Origin of the sequence: Lysobacter zhanggongensis (assembly GCF_046638635.1) — a bacterium.
In the GTDB taxonomy this organism is placed as follows: Bacteria; Pseudomonadota; Gammaproteobacteria; order Xanthomonadales; family Xanthomonadaceae; genus Novilysobacter; species Novilysobacter luteus.
The window spans coordinates 15,933-34,883 of sequence record NZ_JBJXHK010000003.1; the positions used below are offsets into that span (position 1 = coordinate 15,933).

General features: G+C 70.2%; 20 protein-coding genes. 7 read left to right on the forward strand and 13 right to left on the reverse strand.

Annotation, left to right across the window (positions count from 1 at the left end; genetic code table 11):
- Position 1: 1 nt before the first annotated feature.
- On the reverse strand, positions 2-331 hold the full coding sequence (locus ACKVMH_RS01020; RefSeq protein ID WP_215218529.1) for a DUF6122 family protein: 330 nt from the start codon (positions 329-331) through the stop codon (positions 2-4).
- A gap of 149 nt (positions 332-480) precedes the next feature.
- Here ACKVMH_RS01020 and ACKVMH_RS01025 point away from each other — a divergent pair, with 149 nt between their 5' ends.
- Together ACKVMH_RS01025 and ACKVMH_RS01030 are read left to right on the forward strand one after the other, a co-directional pair.
- On the forward strand, positions 481-1,428 hold the full coding sequence (locus tag ACKVMH_RS01025; RefSeq protein WP_412698916.1) for a PLP-dependent cysteine synthase family protein: 948 nt from the start codon (positions 481-483) through the stop codon (positions 1,426-1,428).
- A 91-nt stretch (positions 1,429-1,519) separates the two neighbouring features.
- Positions 1,520-2,212 carry a GNAT family N-acetyltransferase gene (locus ACKVMH_RS01030; RefSeq protein WP_412698917.1) on the forward strand — a complete coding sequence of 231 codons (693 nt, stop codon included), beginning with the start codon at positions 1,520-1,522 and terminating at the stop codon, positions 2,210-2,212.
- A gap of 21 nt (positions 2,213-2,233) precedes the next feature.
- Here the strand turns inward: ACKVMH_RS01030 and ACKVMH_RS01035 are convergent, their stop codons facing one another.
- The 3 genes from ACKVMH_RS01035 to ACKVMH_RS01045 form a co-directional block, all read right to left on the reverse strand.
- Complete coding sequence (locus ACKVMH_RS01035; protein WP_412698918.1) at positions 2,234-4,225, reverse strand: protein-L-isoaspartate(D-aspartate) O-methyltransferase; 1,992 nt, start codon at positions 4,223-4,225, stop codon at positions 2,234-2,236.
- 86 nt (positions 4,226-4,311) lie between these two features.
- Positions 4,312-4,581: a GIY-YIG nuclease family protein gene (locus ACKVMH_RS01040; protein WP_412698919.1), complete on the reverse strand. Its 270-nt coding sequence runs from the start codon at positions 4,579-4,581 to the stop codon at positions 4,312-4,314.
- Positions 4,582-4,608: 27 nt separating this feature from the next.
- Positions 4,609-7,164 carry a membrane-bound PQQ-dependent dehydrogenase, glucose/quinate/shikimate family gene (locus tag ACKVMH_RS01045; RefSeq protein ID WP_412698920.1) on the reverse strand — a complete coding sequence of 852 codons (2,556 nt, stop codon included), beginning with the start codon at positions 7,162-7,164 and terminating at the stop codon, positions 4,609-4,611.
- A 140-nt stretch (positions 7,165-7,304) separates the two neighbouring features.
- Between ACKVMH_RS01045 and ACKVMH_RS01050 the strand changes: the two genes are divergently transcribed.
- A complete protein-coding gene (locus tag ACKVMH_RS01050; protein WP_412698921.1) occupies positions 7,305-7,523 on the forward strand; it encodes a hypothetical protein in 219 nt (72 codons plus the stop codon).
- A gap of 52 nt (positions 7,524-7,575) precedes the next feature.
- Here ACKVMH_RS01050 and ACKVMH_RS01055 read toward each other — a convergent pair whose 3' ends face one another.
- A complete protein-coding gene (locus ACKVMH_RS01055; RefSeq protein ID WP_412698922.1) occupies positions 7,576-7,845 on the reverse strand; it encodes a hypothetical protein in 270 nt (89 codons plus the stop codon).
- Between the two features lie 242 nt (positions 7,846-8,087).
- Here ACKVMH_RS01055 and ACKVMH_RS01060 point away from each other — a divergent pair, with 242 nt between their 5' ends.
- A complete protein-coding gene (locus tag ACKVMH_RS01060) occupies positions 8,088-9,317 on the forward strand; it encodes a BON domain-containing protein (protein ID WP_412698923.1) in 1,230 nt (409 codons plus the stop codon).
- A gap of 72 nt (positions 9,318-9,389) precedes the next feature.
- Here the strand turns inward: ACKVMH_RS01060 and ACKVMH_RS01065 are convergent, their stop codons facing one another.
- Positions 9,390-10,457, reverse strand: a complete 1,068-nt coding sequence (locus ACKVMH_RS01065; protein WP_412698924.1) for a sigma-54 interaction domain-containing protein — start codon at positions 10,455-10,457, stop codon at positions 9,390-9,392.
- An 86-nt stretch (positions 10,458-10,543) separates the two neighbouring features.
- Positions 10,544-10,765: an RNA-binding S4 domain-containing protein gene (locus ACKVMH_RS01070; RefSeq protein WP_215220369.1), complete on the reverse strand. Its 222-nt coding sequence runs from the start codon at positions 10,763-10,765 to the stop codon at positions 10,544-10,546.
- Positions 10,766-10,870: 105 nt separating this feature from the next.
- On the opposite strand from ACKVMH_RS01070, the gene dbpA reads away from it, so the two are divergent.
- Positions 10,871-12,262 carry an ATP-dependent RNA helicase DbpA gene (gene dbpA, locus ACKVMH_RS01075; protein ID WP_412698925.1) on the forward strand — a complete coding sequence of 464 codons (1,392 nt, stop codon included), beginning with the start codon at positions 10,871-10,873 and terminating at the stop codon, positions 12,260-12,262.
- A gap of 27 nt (positions 12,263-12,289) precedes the next feature.
- Here dbpA and ACKVMH_RS01080 read toward each other — a convergent pair whose 3' ends face one another.
- Together ACKVMH_RS01080 and ACKVMH_RS01085 are read right to left on the reverse strand one after the other, a co-directional pair.
- On the reverse strand, positions 12,290-12,685 hold the full coding sequence (locus ACKVMH_RS01080) for a DoxX family protein (RefSeq protein ID WP_215218519.1): 396 nt from the start codon (positions 12,683-12,685) through the stop codon (positions 12,290-12,292).
- 76 nt (positions 12,686-12,761) lie between these two features.
- Complete coding sequence (locus ACKVMH_RS01085) at positions 12,762-13,724, reverse strand: DMT family transporter (RefSeq protein WP_412698926.1); 963 nt, start codon at positions 13,722-13,724, stop codon at positions 12,762-12,764.
- A gap of 139 nt (positions 13,725-13,863) precedes the next feature.
- On the opposite strand from ACKVMH_RS01085, the gene ACKVMH_RS01090 reads away from it, so the two are divergent.
- Complete coding sequence (locus tag ACKVMH_RS01090) at positions 13,864-14,778, forward strand: DMT family transporter (RefSeq protein ID WP_412698927.1); 915 nt, start codon at positions 13,864-13,866, stop codon at positions 14,776-14,778.
- Positions 14,779-14,784: 6 nt separating this feature from the next.
- Here the strand turns inward: ACKVMH_RS01090 and ACKVMH_RS01095 are convergent, their stop codons facing one another.
- The gene (locus tag ACKVMH_RS01095) at positions 14,785-15,606 is read right to left on the reverse strand and encodes a DUF72 domain-containing protein (protein WP_412698928.1); all 822 of its coding nucleotides are present in this window, start codon (positions 15,604-15,606) and stop codon (positions 14,785-14,787) included.
- Positions 15,603-15,899 carry a hypothetical protein gene (locus ACKVMH_RS01100; protein WP_215218515.1) on the reverse strand — a complete coding sequence of 99 codons (297 nt, stop codon included), beginning with the start codon at positions 15,897-15,899 and terminating at the stop codon, positions 15,603-15,605. The genes ACKVMH_RS01095 and ACKVMH_RS01100 overlap by 4 nt, the downstream gene beginning before the upstream one ends.
- 123 nt (positions 15,900-16,022) lie before the next feature.
- Here ACKVMH_RS01100 and speG point away from each other — a divergent pair, with 123 nt between their 5' ends.
- Entirely contained in the window at positions 16,023-16,592 is a 570-nt protein-coding gene (gene speG, locus ACKVMH_RS01105) for a spermidine N1-acetyltransferase (RefSeq protein WP_412698929.1), read from the forward strand.
- Between the two features lie 24 nt (positions 16,593-16,616).
- Here the strand turns inward: speG and ACKVMH_RS01110 are convergent, their stop codons facing one another.
- Complete coding sequence (locus ACKVMH_RS01110) at positions 16,617-17,501, reverse strand: peptidylprolyl isomerase (RefSeq protein WP_412698961.1); 885 nt, start codon at positions 17,499-17,501, stop codon at positions 16,617-16,619.
- A gap of 123 nt (positions 17,502-17,624) precedes the next feature.
- Positions 17,625-18,887, reverse strand: a complete 1,263-nt coding sequence (locus tag ACKVMH_RS01115) for a polyhydroxyalkanoate depolymerase (RefSeq protein ID WP_412698962.1) — start codon at positions 18,885-18,887, stop codon at positions 17,625-17,627.
- Between the last annotated feature and the right edge of the window lie 64 nt (positions 18,888-18,951).

Consider the following 18,951-nt stretch of genomic DNA (forward strand, 5'->3'; position numbering starts at 1 on the left):
GTCAATCCGCGTGCTGCATCCATGCACAGTCCAGCCCGTCCAGGCCGATGTGGACCAGCAGGCCGATCGCGAGCAACCGCGTCCGGCGTGGCAGCAGCAACAAGGCGTAAACCGCGATCGCCGGCGCCCGGTGCAGCGGGTGGAAGCCGATGCTGCAGCGGTCCGGCACGTAGATCGGGTCGGCCCACAGGTGGTCGATGTCGATCAGCCAGCCGGCCAGCATCCACAGCCACGCTTGGCGCCACCGTGGACGGAAGAACACCAGCGCGATCGCCAGCGGTACCAGCGCGTGCAGCACGAGGTGGGAGGCGGCGCGGAAATCGAGTTCCATGGCGGGCTTGGAAGGGCGTTGGGGGGGGGAGTCTACGGTGGGCCGGCGAACGGCCGAGCACGGGACCGGCCGCCGCTTGACGTGGATCAGCCATCGTTGACGCCCGCGGGGGTATCACTGTGGGCCTCGCCGCACTGCAGGACTCCCGGATGGCCACCCGCTTCAACTCCGTATCGGCGTCGATCCTCGACGCGATCGGCGACACCCCGCTGATCGAGGTCGACGGCGTCTTCGCCAAGTGCGAGTTCATGAACCCGTCTGGCTCGATCAAGGCGCGCATCGCGCTGTACATGGTCGAGAAGGCCGAGGCCGCCGGGCTGCTCAAGCCCGGCGACACCCTCGTCGAGGCGACCAGCGGCAACACCGGCAACGCGCTGTCGATGGTGGCCGCGGTCAAGGGTTACCGGATGCGGGTGGTGATGCCCGAGGGGTTGTCCAACGAGCGCGTGGCGATCTCGCGCGCGTACGGGGCTGAAGTGGAGTTCTGCGGCAACTTCCACGTCAATTCGGCCCTGGAGCGGGCGCGCGAGCTCGGCCGGCAGGACGGGTTCTTCTGCCCCGGTCAGTTCGATTCGGAATGGAACGTGGAGGAGAACCGCGAGATCCTCGGACCGGAAATCCTCGCGCAGCTGCCCGCGGGCCGGGTGCCGGACGCGCTGGTGATGGGCGTGGGCACCGGCGGCACGCTGATCGGCGTCGGTCAGGCGTTCCGGGCGGTCAATCCCGCGGTGCGGCTGTTCGCGATGGAGCCGTCGGAGTCGCGCACGATCCTGTGCGGGGAGGTCGACACCCACGCGATCGAAGGTATTTCCGATGGCTTCGTGCCCGGCATCTTCGCCCGGCACGGCGCGCTGGTGAACGAGCTGCTGTCGGTCACCGACGAGGAGGCGATCGCCGCCATGCGTGGGCTGGCGCAGGGGCACGGGCTGCTGTGCGGCCCGAGTTCCGGCGCCCACCTGATCGCCGCCCGGCGCGTGCGCGAGCAGCACCCGGAGCTGCGGACGGTGGTGACCCTGTTCTGCGACGAGGGCGAGAAGTACCTGCAGGACCACTTCAGCGCACCGGCACCAGGGCTGGTCGACACCGCGTTCGGCTGACCGCCGGGTAGGCGGGTGCACCGTGCGCACGGTGCCATCACCGGGCGTACATTGGCGTCACCACATCCATTCGAACTGGCGGCCCCGCGGCATGCGCGCATCGGAACTCGACAATCCGTTCTGGGCCTCGCTGGATACCTGCCATCGCGACCTGGCGTTGCGCCACGGCGACGTGGCCCGGTTCCCGCCCGCTTATGCGCCGTTCCTCGGGGTACCGGGCGAGGAGGGCGCCGACGCGGCTGACATCGCCGTGGCCCTGCAGGCGCTGGTCGAACCGGGTGAGACCGTCTACCTGCTGGGCGTCGGGCCGCCGCCCCTGGATGCGGGCTGGGACCTCACCGCCCACCTCCCCCTTTCGCAGATGGTCTGCACGCGGCCGGTGCCCGGGATCGAGGGGCCCGCGATCATCGAGCTCGGCCCGACCCACCGGGCCGACGTCCTCGCGTTGACCGCGCTGGTCTATCCGCACTACTTCCGCGCCCGCACGATGGAGCTGGGGCGCTACTTCGGCATCTACCAGGACGGCAGGCTGGCGGCGATGATCGGGGAGCGGCTCGGCACCGACACCGCGCGGGAGATCAGCGCGGTATGCACCCATCCCGATTTCGGGGGGCGCGGGTACGCGCGGCGGCTGCTGGCGATGCTGGTCAACGACAACCTCGCGCGCGGGCGGACGCCGTTCCTGCACGTCAGCCAGGAGAACGCGCGCGCCGGTCGGCTGTACGAGCACGTCGGCTACCGCGTGCGGCGGCGGTTACCGTTCTGGTCGCTGCGTCGGGTCTAGCGCTGCCGCTTTTCCCCGCCGCTACAGCCCGGTCGGCCAGGTGACCGGCATGCCCGGGCCGGGGTGCGTGGGGCCGAGCGGGGTCACAGCCCGGGTCTCGTCGAACCACACCCAGGCATCGAACTGCCGGGGTAGGGTGACCTCGGCGTAGTGGCTCTGCAGTTCGGTGTCGGGACGGTAGATCACCCCGATGAAGCGCTCCAGCCGCGGTTCCAGCAGCCGGCGGTCGAGGGCTCCGTCGCGGCCCTCGCCCAGGTCGAGCAGGAACCGGCGGACGCCGCTGTCGTGGCATAGCCGCTCGACGGTGTCGGCGCGCGAAGGCCGCACCTTCATGACCTGCATGTCGTCGTCCCAGTCGTGCGCGGCGGCCACGGTGCCCGCATGGGTACCCAGGCCGACCAGCGCCACGCCATCGCCGAAATGCTCGCGGCACAGCTGGCCGATATTGAGCTCGCCGCGCGCGCGGCCCATTTCGGTGTGGCGCGCATCGCCGATGTGCGAGTTGTGCGCCCAGACCACCGCCTTCGCCTCCGGGCCGCGGGCGTCGAGCAGATGCTGCAGCGTCTCGAACATGTGGGTGTCACGCAGGTTCCAGCTCTGCGGCCCGCCGTAGTACATGACCCGGTAGTAGCGTTCGGCGGCGGCCACCAGCCGCGCGTTCTGGGCCGCGTCCAGGAACTCGTCGCCGTCGCGGGCGGCGTACTCCAGCCGCCGCTGCAACAGTTCATGCAATTGCCGGGTCACCTCCGCCTCGCACTTGGCGTAGCCGCGGGTGAGCACCGCGCGGCCGTAGGTGCCTGGTTCCTTCTGCCACGGCGTCAGGCAGCCGTAGCGTTCGCGGGCGACAGCGGCGGCCTCGGGATCGACCTTGTCGAGGTACTCCAGCACCGCGGCGATCGAACCACCCAGGTTGTACATGTCCAGCCCGTGTATGCCGGCCTGCTGCTCGCGGGGACGGCCGTGGTTGTGTGCGCGCAGCCACACCACCAGTTCGGCGAACTCGGCGTTGCGCCACATCCAGGTGGGGAAGCGCTGGAACACCGGTTCGGCGTCGGCGCGCGGCGGGCGGTGGCGGACGTGCCGGTCGAGTGCGGCGGCGTCGGGCCAGTCGGCTTCCAGGGCGACGATCGTGAAGCCATGGCGCTCGACCAGCCGGCGGGTGATCTCCGTGCGTGCGCGGTAGAACTCGGCGGTGCCGTGGCTGGCTTCCCCCAGCATCACCACGCGGCAATGGGCAAACCGCTCGAACGGGTCTGCAAAGTCGTCGTCATCAAGGTCGGGCAGCGGCAGGGCGGCCTCGGCGATCATTTCCGGCACGCTGCGCTCGCGCGCCGGGACGGGGTTGCCCGCCGCGCGACGGCCGTCCTCGGCCCAGCCCTGTTCGCCGATCAGCGGCACGAACATCACCCCACCCAGGTCGTCCTGCTTATAGGTTTCGGGGCCGGTACGGGTGATCCGGCGCAGGCGCTGGTGCTGTCCGTCCTCGCCGACCGGGATCACCAGCCGGCCGCCGATCGCGAGTTGCTCGCGCAGCGCCGGCGGCGTGTCCGGCGCACCGGCGGCGACCAGGATCGCGTCGAACGGTGCGGCCTCGGGCCAGCCGCGGCTGCCGTCGCCGACGCGCAGCTCGATGTTGTCGTAACGCAGCGCCTCGAATCGCTCCCGCGCCTGCGCGGCCAAGGGCGCGTGACGCTCGATGGTGTGCACGCGGCCCGCGATGCGGCTCATCACCGCGGCGGCGTACCCCGAGCCGGCACCGACCTCGAGCACGCGCTCGCCGGGGGCGATCCCGGCCGCCTGGATCATCAGGGCGACAATGTAGGGCTGCGAGATCGTCTGGCCTTCGCCGATCGGCAGCGGCGAATCCTCGTAGGCGAACTCGCGCATGCCCGCATCGACGAACACCTCGCGCGGCACCTCGCGCATCGCGTCGAGGACGTTACGGTCGCGGATGTCGCGCCCGGCGAGGTGGACGTCGACCATGCGGTCGCGCGCGCGGGACAGGTCGGCCATGGGACAGCTCCGGTTCCTGCGATGCCGTCACGGTGGCCGCGTCGACCTTGCGTGCGCGTGAAACCGGCGCGCCGTAGAAGTGGCCGCTACAGCGACGCGGAACCCGCGGATGGCGCGTCGGCGCAGAGTTCGCGCTTGCGCGCCGGCGTCAGTTGCTTGATCGCGTACTCGGCCCGCAGTGCGCTGCCGCGGTCAGGATGTTCGAAGCGGGCCAGCAACCGCACCGGCGGCCGTGCGCGCGTGTAGCGTGCGCCCTTGCCGGCGGCGTGCTCGGCATAGCGGCGCGCCACGTCGGTGGCAACGCCGGTATAGATGCTGCCGTCGCGGCATTCGATCAGGTAGACGAACCAGGTCATCGCGGCAGTGTACGGCGGCGGTCGCGGTCATCCTCCGTCGTGGTCGCCGGGCAATGCGTAGGCGATCACGTAGTCGCCGACCGGCGTTTCCATGAAATGGTGGCCGCCGGCCATGATGACCAGGTACTGCCTGCCGCCGGTCTCGTAGACCATCGGCGTGGCCTGCGCACCGGCCGGCAGCGCGTCGCTCCAGACGGTCTCGCCGGTCTCGATGTCGATCGCGCGGATCAGGTCGTCGGTGGCGGCGGCGATGAACACCAGCCCGCCGGCGGTGACCGCGGGGCCGCCGTTGTTGGGCGTGCCGATCACGATCGGCAGGTACGACGGGATGCCGAACGGACCGTTCTTGCGGGCGGTGCCGAAGGGCCGGTCCCAGAGTGTCTCGCCGGTCGCCAGGTCAATCGCGCGGATGCCGCCGTAGGGCGGCTCCTTGCACAGCAACCCCGTGAAGGGCAGGCGCCAGCCGGCGTTGACGTCGATCGCGTACGGCGTGCCCGCTTGCGGGTCGCCGGCACCCTCGGCACCGCCCATGTCGCCGCGGGCCTCGTCGCGCGGCGCCCAGCCACGCCGGTCGGCCTCCTCGCGCGGGACCAGGATGTTGTAGTTGGGCATGTCGTTGTAGTTGGCAATGATCACCCCGCGCTGCGGGTCGATCGCGATGCCGCCCCAGTCCGAGCCGCCGTTGTAGCCGGGGTACTCGACCCAGTGGCGGTCGGTGGTCGGCGGCGTGTACATCCCCTCGTAGCTCGCGCCGGCGAACTGGATCCGGCAGATCATCTGGTCGATCGGGGTCAGGCCCCACATGTCGCGCTCGGTGAGTTCGCGCTTGGCCAGCGTGTGGTACTGCGAGTACGGCTGGATGGGCGAACGCAGGCCTTCCTCGGTCGGCACGCCGCCTGTGGGGACCGGCCGCTCCTCGACGCCGTGCAGCGGCTGGCCGGTGCGGCGGTCCAGCACGTACATGTCGCCCTGCTTGGTCGGCAACACCAGCGCCGGCACGGTGCCGGCTGCGGTGGACACGTCGACCAGCGTCGCCTGAGAGCCGAGGTCGTAGTCCCACACGTCGTTGTGCACGGTCTGGAAATGCCACGCGGGCCGGCCGGTGGTGACGTCCAGCGCGACCAGCGAGGTGGAGTACTCCATTTCCGGTGGGCGCCGCGATGCGCTGACGTAGTCGGCAGCCGCGTTGCCCATCGGCAGGTAGACCAGTCCCAGCTCTTCGTCGGCGCTGGCCGTCGTCCACATGTTGGGCGTGCCGCGGGTATAGGTCTCGCCGGGGGCGAGGGCGGTGCGGTCGGGTCGCATCATGTCCCACGCCCAGCGCTGCTGCCCGGTGACCGCGTCGAAGCCTTGGATCACGCCCGATGGCGCCATCCGCCGCTGGCCGTCGAGCACCTGGTGGCCGGTCACGATGACGCCCTGGACGATGGTCGGCGCGGAGGTGATCGACACCATCCCGGGCGAGACCTCGCCCATGCCACGGGTGATGTCGATCTGGCCGTTGTCGCCGAAATCGGTGCACGGGCGGCCGGTCCGTGCGTCGACGGCGATCAGCCGCCCGTCCAGGGTGCCTTCGATGATGCGGGTGGCGCAGTCGCGGCGGACGCCGTCCAGGGTCGCGACGGCGGTGTCGCGTGCCGCGGAGGTGTCGGCGGTTGAGGATTCACCGACGCCGGATGTTGCGGACGCCTCTGGCACTTCGCCCGCATCGTCCGCGGGCGCGGTGCTGCCGCTCGCGGGCACCTGGTAGTAGGCAACGCCCCGGCACGCGGCGGTGTAGGGAATGTTTTCCTCGGCGACGCGTGGGTCGTAGCGCCACCGCTCGTCGCCGGTGCGCGCATCCAGTGCGATCAGGATGTTCCGTGCCGAACACAGGTACAGGGTGTCGCCGACCTTGAGCGGCGTGGTCTCCGCGCCCCAGCGCTTTTCGGGCAGGTCGCCGGTGCGGTAGGTCCAGACCCGCTCGAGCCGGTCGACATTGTCGGCGGTGATCTGGTCGAGCGGGCTGAAGCGCGTGGCGGCATGGCTGCGGCCGTAGGCGCCCCAGTCACCCGGCGCCGGCGCGACGCCCGGCTGGGTGGCGGCATCGTCCGATGTCGTGCGCTGTGACACCGTCGAGGGCTGCGGGAACGGGGTCGCCGAACGGGTCACGCCGTGCGGTACAAAGGCGAGCGCGAATACGCCGGCGAACACCAGCGCCAGCACCGCCGCCATGCCCCAGCCTGTCTTGCGGGAGGGGCCACCGCGCAGGCGCGGCGCGAGCAGTGCTACCGGGATAGCAAGTACCACCAACAGGCCCAGGCGCGGTATCCAGCGCCAATAGTCCAGCCCTGACTCCCATGCCGCCCACCCGATGGTGGCCAGCAGGACGACCGCGTAGAGCCATGCGCCGCCGATGCGGCCGAGCATCAGCAGTCCACCGGCGACAAGCAGCGCGATACCTGCAGGCAGGTAGTACCAGGAGCCGCCCAGCGTGAGCAGCCAGCCGCCGCCTATGGCAAGGGTGAGCCCGAGCAGGGCGATGACGCCGCCAAGCAACCATCGCGGCCAGTGGGATCCGGGGTGCGCGCGTTCACGGAACATCGCGGTCCTCCGATGTGGCTGGGGTCGGCGTTCATCCTAGGCACGGCTCTGGACCCGTCGGGTGAAGATGGCGCGACCGCACGACGGTGGCTTCATCGACCAGCGCGCAGGCTGGGGATCCTTTCCGACCGGAGTGCGCGATGAACCCGACCGACCACCCCGAACACGCCAACGACGCAACCCCGCCTGCCGAGCACCTCGAGGAGGGACGCAAGCGCCGCGAGTACGGCCACAGTTCGGGAGACCGCAACACCCGGACCCGCGAAGGCGAGTGGCATGAGTTCAGCGGCGGTGAGCAGCGCGAGGCCAGTCCGGACGACGACGTCGCGCCGCCTGACGGTCAGCGCAAAGCGCCATAGACCCGCAATTGAGCCGAGCCGCCCGGCATGGCGCCGGGCGGCCACTTCGTCGTCAGTCGCCGACGGGCGCAGGGTTGTCCCGTGCGTCCTCTTCGACCGCAGGGTCGTGGCTGGCGCGGCAATCGGTTTCGGCCTGGCCGGTCAAACCGAAACAGGGGTCCTGGGTGGTGTCGACATCGCCGCCCGGCGCTACGGCGGGGTTGTCGACGATGGTGGTCGATGCCGAGTCCGCCGGTTCGACGGGTTCGAGTTCGCGGCGGTCGCAGGCACTCAGCGCGAGGGCGAGCGCGGCGCTGCAGGCAATGGCGAGGCGGATGTTCATGACGCTTCTCCGGAACTGTCGGGGTGGATCCAAATCTCCCACGACGGCACGCGCGGACGGTTGACGGGGTCGTCACGGAAAAACCTGCGCAGCCGTGAAAACACGTCACGGTGCCAAGGCTGTGGAACGGCTGTTTGACGCATCCGGCCGTTGGCACGCGTCTTGCGCCTCTCTCCATCGGGTCCACCGGGATGGCGGGCCGCGACCCCCGTCGCGGTCGGGTCCCTGACGGAGGTAACTCGATGCGTAACGACAACAAGATGGGCGAAGACCTCAAGGCCGTCGCCGAAGACGTGATGCAACTGGGTGCGCGATGCGTGCAGGCGGGTCGTGCATGGCTCAATGACAGGAGAAACGAGATGACCGATCGCAACGACGAAAATCGCTACGGGAACAACCGCAGCACTTACCAGTCGCAGGGCGCCGGCCAGTCGCGGGCGCAGGGCGGTCCGCGCGGCCGGCAGCAGTACCAGGGCGCCCAGGCCAGCCACCAGCAGGGCGGCTACCAGCAGCAGGTTTACCAGCAGCCGGGCTACCAGCAGGGCGAGTACCAGCGGCCGCAGGGTCAGGGCGGATACCAGTCGAGCGGCCATCAGCAGTACGGCCGGACGCAGGGCAGCCAGCAATACGGCGCCGATGACTATGCATCGCAGGATTACGGTCGCGCGCAGGCTTGGGGCCAGGGCGGCATGGAGCGCGAGTACGGGCAGTCGTTCGAGGAGGGCCTGGGCGAGACCTCGCTGGGCCAGGCGCCGTACGACCGCGAAGCCGGCGGGTACGGCGCGCGTGCCCAGTCGGACTGGCAACGCGGTTCGCAGTACCAGTACGGCTCGCCGCGCCAGGACGCGCAGCAAGGACGCCAGCAGCAGTACCAGGGCAACCGCGGCGCGTACGCCCAGCAGGGCTATTCCAGCTATCAGAACCGGCAGCAGGGCGAGGGCTACGGGACAAGCTCGGGCTATGGCAACCCGGACCAGTACCGCTACGGCAGCCAGGGCTACAGCGGCGAATCCTTCGTGTCGCCCGGCGACACCCAGCAGAGCCACGCCGGCATGGGGCGCCAGAGCTACAGCCGCTCCGAGTTCGGCGGCAGCACCTACGGCGGTGGTTACGGTGGCGTCGGGCCGCGCAACTACACCCGCTCGGACGAGCGCATCACCGAAGACCTGTGCGAGCGCCTGACCCGCGACCACGACGTGGACGCCAGCGGCATCGAGGTCAAGGTCGCCAACGGCACCGCGACCCTTGAAGGCACCGTGTCGCAGCGCTGGATGAAGCACCGCGCCGAGGACCTGGCCGACAGCTGCAGTGGCGTTCGCAACGTCGAAAACCGGCTGAAGGTGCGTTCTGCGTCGGAGGGCATGCAGTCCTCCGGGACGTCACAGGAGAGCGGCGCCAACCGCGCCAGCGGGGGCAGCCAGACCGGCTCGCCGACCACGCCGACGAGCGGTTCGACCGGAACCGCGCATTAGCAAAGGCGCCGCGACGTAGCAGAAGGCCCGCCTCACCGGCGGGCCTTTTCTTTGCCCGTCTTGCGGGGGTCGCTAGGCCGTGAGTGCGCGCAGGTCGTCGTCGTTGCGCCGACGGTGCGCGGTGGTGCCGCTGTCGCCGGTCTCCGGCGCCGCGCGTCGTGCCCCGCGCTGCTCGCGCGCAAGCTGGTTGTGGATCGTCCGCACACTCACGCCGAGCGTGCGCGCGGTGCGGGTCTTGTCGTTGTCGAAATACGCCAGCGTCTTGCGCAGCATTTCCTGCTGCACTTCGGCGTAGGTCATGCCGACGTTGAACACCACGGTGCTGGCGTCCTGGTCGGCGGCGCGCCGGCGCAGCGCGTGGCGGCCGGCGTCACGGATCGACACCACGTCCCCGTCGCTGAGGATGAAGGCTCGTTGCACCACGCTGCGCAGCTCACGGATGTTGCCCGGCCAGTCGTAACGCAGGATTTCCGCCGTAGCGTCCGGATCCAGCCGCTTGCGGCTGCCGTACTCCTCATTGAGCGCATCCAGGAAGTGCTGCGCCAGCAGCACGGCGTCATCGCCGCGCGCGCGGAGCGGCGGCAGTTCGACGATGAATTCCGCCAACCGGTAGAACAGGTCCTCGCGCAGCAGGCCGTCATCGATCGCCTCGGCGGGGTCCCGGTTGGTTGCGGCCACGATGCGGGTGTCCAGCGCGACGGATCCCGTGCCACCGACGCGGGTGATCGTGCCGGTCTCCAGTGCGCGCAACAGGTATACCTGCAGTGCGGCCGGCATCTCGGTGATCTCGTCGAGGAACAGCGTGCCGCGATGGGCCTGTTCGAAGAAACCGGCATGCCGCGCCGCCGCGCCTGTGAAGCTGCCACGCTCGTGGCCGAACAGGTGACTGGCCAGCAGCTCTGGCGCGATCGCGCCGCAATTGACCGCGACGAACTCCCCTTGGCGCCCGCTCAGCACGTGCACTGCATGGGCGACCAGCTCCTTGCCGGTACCGCTCTCGCCGGCCACGAGCACCGAGGCGGGGGTGGTGGCGACGCGGGCCAGGTCTTCCTGCAATCCGCGGATGGCGGCGCAACGCCCGACCATGCCGGTCGGGCCGCAACTTCCGGCGAGCGGGTGCGGAGACGTGTCGTTGTCCATGCCATGCACCGTAGCCGCGGCGCGGTTAACGAGCTGTCACCGGGATGTTCTCCGGGTGCGTCCGGAGCCAGCCGACCCTGAGCCGTTCAGGCAGCCGCGATGACGCGGACGATGCAGTCGCCCAGCTGCACGCGCTGGCCCGCGTGGATCTTGCACGTCTTGCGCAGCTCCACCGCGCCGTCGACCCGCACGTGGCCGCTGGCGACCAGGGCCTTGCCGGCGCCACCGCTGTCGCACAGGCCGACCAGCTTGAGCAGCTGGTTCAGTTCCACGTGGTCGCGGTCGAGCTCGAAGTCGATGGTCTGCATGGTCGTGGCGTCGGCGGGGGCGGGCAGGTTGGCAGGCGAGGCGCGACGGTGCAACGCGTCGCCGGCGTGGCACTGCGTCACGCCCGAAGCTGCGATCATGCGCGCATGAACGATGCCGCCTCCGATCTCTCCTTCACCTCGCTGTCGCTGCCGGCAGCCCTGCTGCCAGGTGTCGACGCGCTCGGCTACACCCGGATGACGCCGGTCCAGGCGCAGGCGCTGCCACCGATCCTGCAGGGTCGCGATGTCATCGCGCAGGCGCCGACGGGCAGCGGCAAGACCGCGGCGTTTGGCCTCGGCCTGTTGCGGGACATCGACCTGGGCAAGGTGCAAACCCAGGCGCTGGTGGTGTGCCCGACCCGGGAGCTGGCCGACCAGGTCGGCCGTCAGATCCGCAAGCTGGCACTGGGGCTGCCGAACCTGAAGGTGTCGGTGCTGTGCGGCGGCATGGCGCTCGGTCCGCAGTTGGCATCGCTGGAGCACGACCCGCACGTGGTGGTCGGCACGCCGGGCCGGATCCAGGAGCTGCTGCGCAAGAAGGCGCTGCACCTGCGCGGCGTTCGCACGCTGGTGCTCGACGAGGCCGACAGGATGCTGGACATGGGCTTCGAGGAACCCATCCGCGAGATCGTTGGCAAGACGCCGAAGGAGCGCCAGGGCCTGCTGTTCTCGGCGACGTTCCCCGAGTCGATCCGCACGTTGGCGACGGCGATGCTGCGCGACCCGGTCGAGGTCACCATCGAGGGCGACGGCCAGCACGCGGCGATCGACCAGCGGTTCTACCAGGTCGAACCGGCGCAGCGCACCGCGTTGCTGGCCGCCCTGCTGCTGGAATTCCAGCCGCCGTCGTGCGTGGTGTTCTGCAACATGCGGCGCGACGCCGACGAGGTCGCCGGGTCTCTGCAACACCACGGCTTCGATGCGCTGGCACTGCACGGCGACATGGAGCAGCGCGACCGCGACGAGGTGCTGGTGCGGTTCGCCAACCGCAGCTGCAGCGTGCTGGTGGCCAGCGACGTGGCGGCACGCGGACTGGACGTCGAGGACCTGGCGGCCGTGGTGAACTACGAACTGCCGACCGACCCGGACGTCTACGTGCACCGCATCGGGCGAACCGGCCGCGCCGGCCGCGACGGGCTCGCGCTGAGCCTGTGCACGCCGCGCGAGGAGGCCCGCGCGCAGGCGATTGCCGAGCGCACTGGGGTGGCGATCCGTTGGCAGCGGGCCACGCCGCTGGCCGGCAAGGCACGCAACGTCCCACCCGCGCCGATGGCGACGCTGCGCATCGACGGCGGCAAGACCGACAAGCTGCGCCCCGGCGACATCGTCGGCGCACTGACCGGCGAGGCCGGCCTGCCGGTGGCGGCGGTCGGCAAGATCGACGTGTTCGCGACCCGTAGCTACGTGGCCATCGCCCGCGACCGTGCCGCGGCCGCATTGGCGCGGTTGCGGGAAGGCCGCATCAAGGGGCGCCGGTTCCGCGTCAACCGCCTCTGACCACCGCGCCTGCGCGGCGCTCGGGCCTTACCGCTGGTTGACGCTGAAACGCCCCGGCCCGACCAGCGCGATCACGATGGCCGACACCAGGAACATGCCCTGCAGCTCCAGTGCCCAGCCGCCCTGGCGGTTGAAGCCGGCCAGTTCGCCGGCATGCACCAGCACGATCGCCACCAGCATGTTGATCGCGACCAGCAGGCCGCCGATGCGCGCGTGGAAGCCGGCGATCAGCATGAGCGGCGCGACCACCTCGCCGATAATCACCGCATAGCCGAGCACGCCCGGCAGGCCCTGTGCCTCCACCATCCCGACGATGCCCGACAGGCCGCCGTTGAGCTTGGCGATGCCGTGCAGCAGCACCAGCACGCCGAGGGTGACGCGCAACAGCAGCCTGCCGAGGTCGTTCTGGGTGTTTGGATTCATCGGTATTCCCTGTCTGGTTGAAGGCGGTGATGCGGCATGCCGCTGGCGGTCGATCGTACTCCGCGCGATGGCGCCGCTAGTCGCCGAGCTGCTTGGATTCGGCCGTGGCCAGCACCTCGGCATGGTCCATCCGGCGCGGGCGCGCCAGAAGCGGGTGGACCAGCACCGCGGCGAGGATCACCACCACGCCGAGGTAGAACGGCGGCTCGAGCTCATGCTGCTCGCCCAGCAGCAGGATCGCCAGGATGATCGCGTAGACCGGCTCCAGGTTGACCGCCAGTTGCGCGGCGAACGCGCTCATGTGGCGCAGCGCCATCAGCGACAGGGCGAACGGCAACAGCGTGCACGCCAGCGACAGCACCAGCAGCAGTGCGATGTCGCGCCCGCCGGGCATCACCAGCAGGTCGCCGGCAAAGGCCTCGGCGATCGCATCGACCGGGAAGAACGGCATCAGCGGCGCCAGCAGGGTCAGCGCCACGGTGCCTGCACCCAGCTCGATGGCGGTGACGGTGAGCGGTTCGCCGTGATCGACCAGGCGCTTGTTGAGCGAACCGAACAGCGCGACCAGCAGCGCCGACAGGGCGCCCACCGCGATGCCGATGCGCATCTCGTCCGGCACGCCGCCCACCACCAGCGCCACCCCGGGCAGCACCGCGATGCCGAGTGCGAGGTCGCGCTTGCTGAACCGCGTGCGCGCCAGCCACGGCTCCACGATCGCCGTGAACGCGGTCGCCAGCGCGATGCAGGTCGCGGCGACCGAGGCGTTGGCGAGCTTGATCGCACCGTAGAAGGTCAGCCAGTGCAGGGCCACCAGCACGCCCACCCCGGCGTAGGCCCAGAACAGCCGCGGCGGCATCGCCCGCAGCCCACGCCAGACCTTCGGCAGCAGCGCCAACGCCACCACCACCAGCAGCATGCGGGCCCACACCAGCGGCAGCGCCGGCAGGGTGATCAGCTTGCCCAGGATGGCGGTGAAGCCCCAGAGCACCACGCAGAAGTGGATCTGCAGGAAGGCCTTGCTGGTCGGAGACATGGGCATCGCGGCAGTGTGCCCAAACGGGGGTGGTGGAAACGAGTGCCGGATCGGGCGGTTCATCCCGGTTCCGGCCGAAGACACTTTGTCCATGCGGCTTCCGGGGCCGACAATGGCGGCTTCCCCTCACACCCCCCCCACGCCCATGTCGACCCCTGCCGGCGGGACGCCTGCCGCGTCCGTTCCCGATGTTCCCGCAACGCCGCTGCGCGAGTGGCTGACGCCGCTGGAACTGGTCGTGCTGGCCGCGATCTGGGGCGTGTCCTTCATGTTCCAGCGGGTTGCCGCGCCCGAGTTCGGCACCGCGGTGCTGTCGGAGCTGCGGCTGGCGTTTGGCGCGCTGGTGCTGATGCCGTTCCTGTGGGCGCGTCGGTCGGGCTTCCCGGCCCGGGTCTGGCCGAAGGTGGTGGCGGTCGGGGCGATCAACTCGGCCGTGCCGTTCGCGCTTTTCGCCTGGGCGGCCCAGCACGCGCCGGCGGGCATCAGCGCGATCACCAATGCGATGGCGGTGCTGTTCACGGCACTCGTCGGGTTCCTGTTCTTCGGCGAGAAGATCGGCCTGCGCCGCGCCGTGGCCCTGCTGGTGGGGTTTGCCGGCGTCGTGGTGCTGGCCAGCGGCAAGACCGCCGGCCCCAGCCTGGGCCTCGCGGTGGTGGCCGGCTGCGGGGCGGCGTTCATGTACGGCATCGGCGTGCACCTGCTGCGTCGTTACTTCACCGGCATGCCGCAGGCGGCGCTGGCCGCGGCGACGCTGGGCACCTCCGCGCTGCTGACCTTGCCGTTCGCCGTAGCGGAGTGGCCCGAGGCACCGGTATCGGCGCAGGCCTGGTGGTCGGCCGCGCTGCTGGGCGTGCTCTGCACCGGTCTGGCGTACGCGGTGTATTACCGGTTGGTGCAGCGCATCGGCGCCAGCCGGGCGGTCACCGTGACCTACCTGGTGCCGCTGTTCGCGGTCGGCTGGGCGTGGTGGCTGCTGGACGAGCCGTTGACGGTATCGATGGGCATCGCCGGGCTGCTGATCCTGGGCAGCGTCGCGATCACCCAGAAAACGAAGGCCTGAACCGGATCAGCGCTGCAGGCGGTCGATCAGCGCCATCGCGGCGGCCGGGTTGCGTTCCTTGGCGGCGCCGATGAACACGATGAAAACTTCGCGCCTGCCCTTGCCCGGCGCGACAGGGCCGATCCGCGGCAGGTCGCCGGGCTCGCCACCGGCGGCCCATTCGCGCGCGCGTTCGGCCCAGCGGTCCAGCGCCGCCGGCGCGTAGCCGGTGGCCAGCTCGGCGCGCGAGCGCATGAGCCGCGCGTAGACGAAGTCGCCGGTGATGTCGGCGAAAGAGGGATGTTCGTCGGAATCGGCGAACACGGTCGCAATGCCGTGGCGGCGCACCAGCGCGAGGTGGTCGGCGTCGAAGAAACCGGGGTCGCGCACGTCCAGCACATGGCGCATCGCATGGCCGTCGACGCGGTCGGGCAGCAACTGCAGGAATGCCTCGACATCGTCGCGATCGAGTCGCTTGTTGCTGTCGAATTGCCAGACGACCGGGCCGAGCCGGTCGCCGAGTGCGGTGATGCCGCCGAGGAAGTCCCCGACCTGGCCGGCGGTGCCGGCCAGCACCTTCGACTGCGTGATCCGGCGCGGTGCCTTGACCGGGAACACGAAGCCCTCGGGTGTTTCGGCGGCCCAGCGCGCGTAGGTCTCGGGCTTCTGGGTGCGGTAATAGGTGCCGTTGATCTCGATCGCGCTCAACCGCCGGCTGGCGTACTCGAGCTCCCGCCGCTGCACCAGGCCATCGGGGTAGAAGGTGTCGCGCCACGGCTCGAACGTCCAGCCGCCCACGCCGACGCGGATCCCGTCGATCGCCGGTACGCCAGCGTCGGGTTCGCTCATTCGTATTCGTCGCTCTCGAACTCGACCATCACGTCGAGGTTGGCGGCCAGCGTCCGTACCGCGTCGCGCACCTTGGCGTGGGTGGACGGGTTGGGCGTCTCGATCTCCAGCAACTGCATGCCCGGACCCTGGTCGTCGGGCAGCCCGGCGGAGCTCGAGTCGGGGTCGTCCATGTGCGGCATGAGGTCCGAGATCTCCTCGACGTGCTCGATCCCGTCGATGCTGGTCAGGAGGTTGGAAATTGCACGGGCGTCATCGTCGCTGCCGGTGATCCTGATGCGTAGCTGGGCCATGTGGGTGGTCTCGCTGGGGGGTGGAACGAGGCTAGGCAGCGCACGGGAAACGGGACGTGACGGCGGCGACGCTGGCGGCCGTCTTCACCGTGGCCCGGCTACGCTGCGGCGATGGACCCGACGATGCCGCCACCGCCCACGCCCACCCCGTACGTGACCCTGCGCCCGCTCGAACGCAGCGACCTGCATTTCGTCCACGTGCTCAACAACAATCGCAGCGTGATGGGCTACTGGTTCGAAGAGCCGTACGAATCGTTCGTCGAGCTGGAGGAGCTGTACCGCAAGCACATCCACGACCAGTCCGAGCGGCGCTTCATCGTCGAGCACGAACAGGCCGACACCCAGGCGCACGAGCGGGTCGGGCTGGTGGAACTCGTCGAGATCGACCACCTGCACCGGCGTGCGGAGTTCCTGATCATGATCTCGCCCGAGCACCAGGGACGGGGCTTCGCCAAGGCCGCGACCCGCCGCGCGATCAACTATGCGTTCCGGGTGCTCAACCTCTACAAGCTGTACCTGCTGGTCGATGTGGACAACGCGTCGGCGATCCGGGTCTACGAGGGTGCCGGCTTCCAGCGCGAGGGCGTGCTGGTCGACGAGTTCTTCAGCGACGGGCGCTACCGGAGCGTCATCCGGATGTGCATCTTCCAGCACGAGGCGCTGGGCCGCGAGGACGAGCGGCGCGACGCCTGAGGCGGACGCCGGGGGCGGTGCCGGTCAGTCGTCGGCCTCGCGCACCGGCAACGGCACGTTGCACAGGTCGATGTGGCCGGCCGGGACCTTGTACCAGTCGTCGCGGCGGTTGCGGCGCGCCTCGGTGGCGGCGGCGAACGTCGGGCTGTCGGTGCGCAGTACCTCGAGCTGGCTGCGTTCGGACGGCGGTACTTCGCTGGCCAGGCGGATAGCCTTGATCGGCGTGCGCTCGGCCGGGTCCTCGTAGAAGCCCATCGGGTCCCGGCCGCGCGGGATCACCGACAGCAACTCGATGCCGTCCACGACCCGGCCCACCACCGTGATGTTGCGGTCCAGCTGTCGCGGCGACTGTCCGGTTACCACGTACAGCTCGGCACCGGTGCTGGAATCGGCCGCCATGTCGCGCCCGGCGCCGAGCGCGCCGTAGCAGTGCGCCATCCACGCGGTGCCGGTGTCGGGGTCCCGACCGGCCGGGAAGCCGTCGACGAAACCGACCTGCGGCGCCCAGCCGTCGGCGTCGGGCAGCGCGGTGAACTCCAGGCCGGCGGCCGGCCGCTCGAACTCGGCCGGCAGGTGCGCCTCGGCGCTGCCCAAGGGCTTGCGGTCGGCCTCCTCCTCGGTCGGGTCGCCGAACTGGACCACGAAGTTGTCCTGCGACCGGTAGATGCTCAGGCCATCCCAGAAACCCTCGCGGGCCAGCGCGCGGATATTGCCCACGTGGCGCGGGGCGAACTGGGGAGCGAGTTCGATCACCACCCGGCCGGCGTCGAGCTCCATGTAGAGCGTGTTGGCCGGGTCCAGCGCGCGCCAGTGCGCGTCGGGCGAGGCGTCGAGGATCTCCTGCGCCGACTTTGGTTTGGCCGCCTCGTCCGCGTCGGGCGCCTGCGCGGCGGCACCGGTGGCGAACAGGGCAAGCAGCAACGCGGTCGACAGCAGGCGCGGGTTCGGCACGGTGTGGCTCCAGGACGGGGACCGGCCGATTGTGGCCGATGCCGTCGCCGCCGGCCAACCGGACGATCCTGGCGGCGCGGATCAGGCCGTGGTGCTGTCGCGGCCCGCCTGCCGGGCGATGAAGTCGCGGACCTGCGGGTACACCTGCCGGCGCCAGCGCCGACCGCTGAAGATGCCGTAGTGGCCGGCACCCTCGACGGTGATGTGCTCGCGGTGCTTGTCGTCGACGCCGCTGCACAGCGCATGCGCGGCGCGCGTCTGGCCCTGGCCGGAGATGTCGTCCAGCTCGCCCTCGATGGTGAGCAGCGCGGTACCGGTGATCGCCGCCGGATCCACCCGCTCGCCGCCCACCTCCCACAGCCCGCGCGGCAGCAGGTGCTCCTTGAACACGATGCGCACGGTGTCCAGGTAGTACTCGGCCGGCATGTCGAGCACGGCGTTGTACTCGTCATAGAAGCGACGGTGCGAGGCGGCGTCCTCCAGGTCGCCTTCGACCAGGTGCTGGTAGAAGTCCCAGTGCGACTGCGCGTGGCGTTCCGGGTTCATCGCGACGAAGCCGCCGTGCTGCAGGAAGCCCGGGTAGACCCGACGGCCGTGGCCGGGGTAGTTGGCGGGCACCGGGTGGACCAGGTTGGCCTCGAACCACCACAGCGGGCGGTCGACGGCCAGGTCGTTGACCTGCGTCGGGCTCTCGCGGGTGTCGATCGGGCCGCCCATCATCACCAGTGAGCGCGGGGTCGCTTCGCCACGCGCGGCCATCAGCGACACCGCCGCCAGCACCGGGACGGTCGGCTGGCAGACGCTGATCACGTGCAGGTCGTCGGCACCGATGGTCCGGATGAACTCCTCGATGTAGCGCACGTAGTCATCGAGGTGGAACGGCCCCTCGCTGGCGGGGACCATGCGCGCATCGACCCAGTCGGTGACATACACCTTGTGGTCGCGCAGCAGCGTGCGAACCGTGTCGCGCAGCAGTGTGGCGTGGTGGCCGGACAGCGGCGCGACCACCAGCACCGGCGGCTGGCCCTTCATCTCGGTGATGTTGCCGGCGTCGTCGGCATAGCGCTTGAAACGCAGCAGCCGGCAGAACGGTTTGCGCAGCACCTCGCGCTCGATCACCGGGTGCTGGCGGCCGTCAACCTCGATGCGGTGGATGCCGAACTCGGGCTTCTCGTAGTCCTTGCCGATCCGGTACAGCAGCTCGTAGCCGGCCGCCAAGCGGTTGGCACCGGGGATGTTGGACGGCCAGCCGCCGTTGGCGCCGAACATCTTGGCGCCGGCCTCGGCCCAATAGGTCACCGGCGCCATCCAGGCGCGGCCGAACTCGTGCATCTGGTAAAGCAGCATGCGTTCCGATTCCCCGGTACGGATATGTTGCGCTGCAGCGTAGCCGATCGGGATGGCGCGC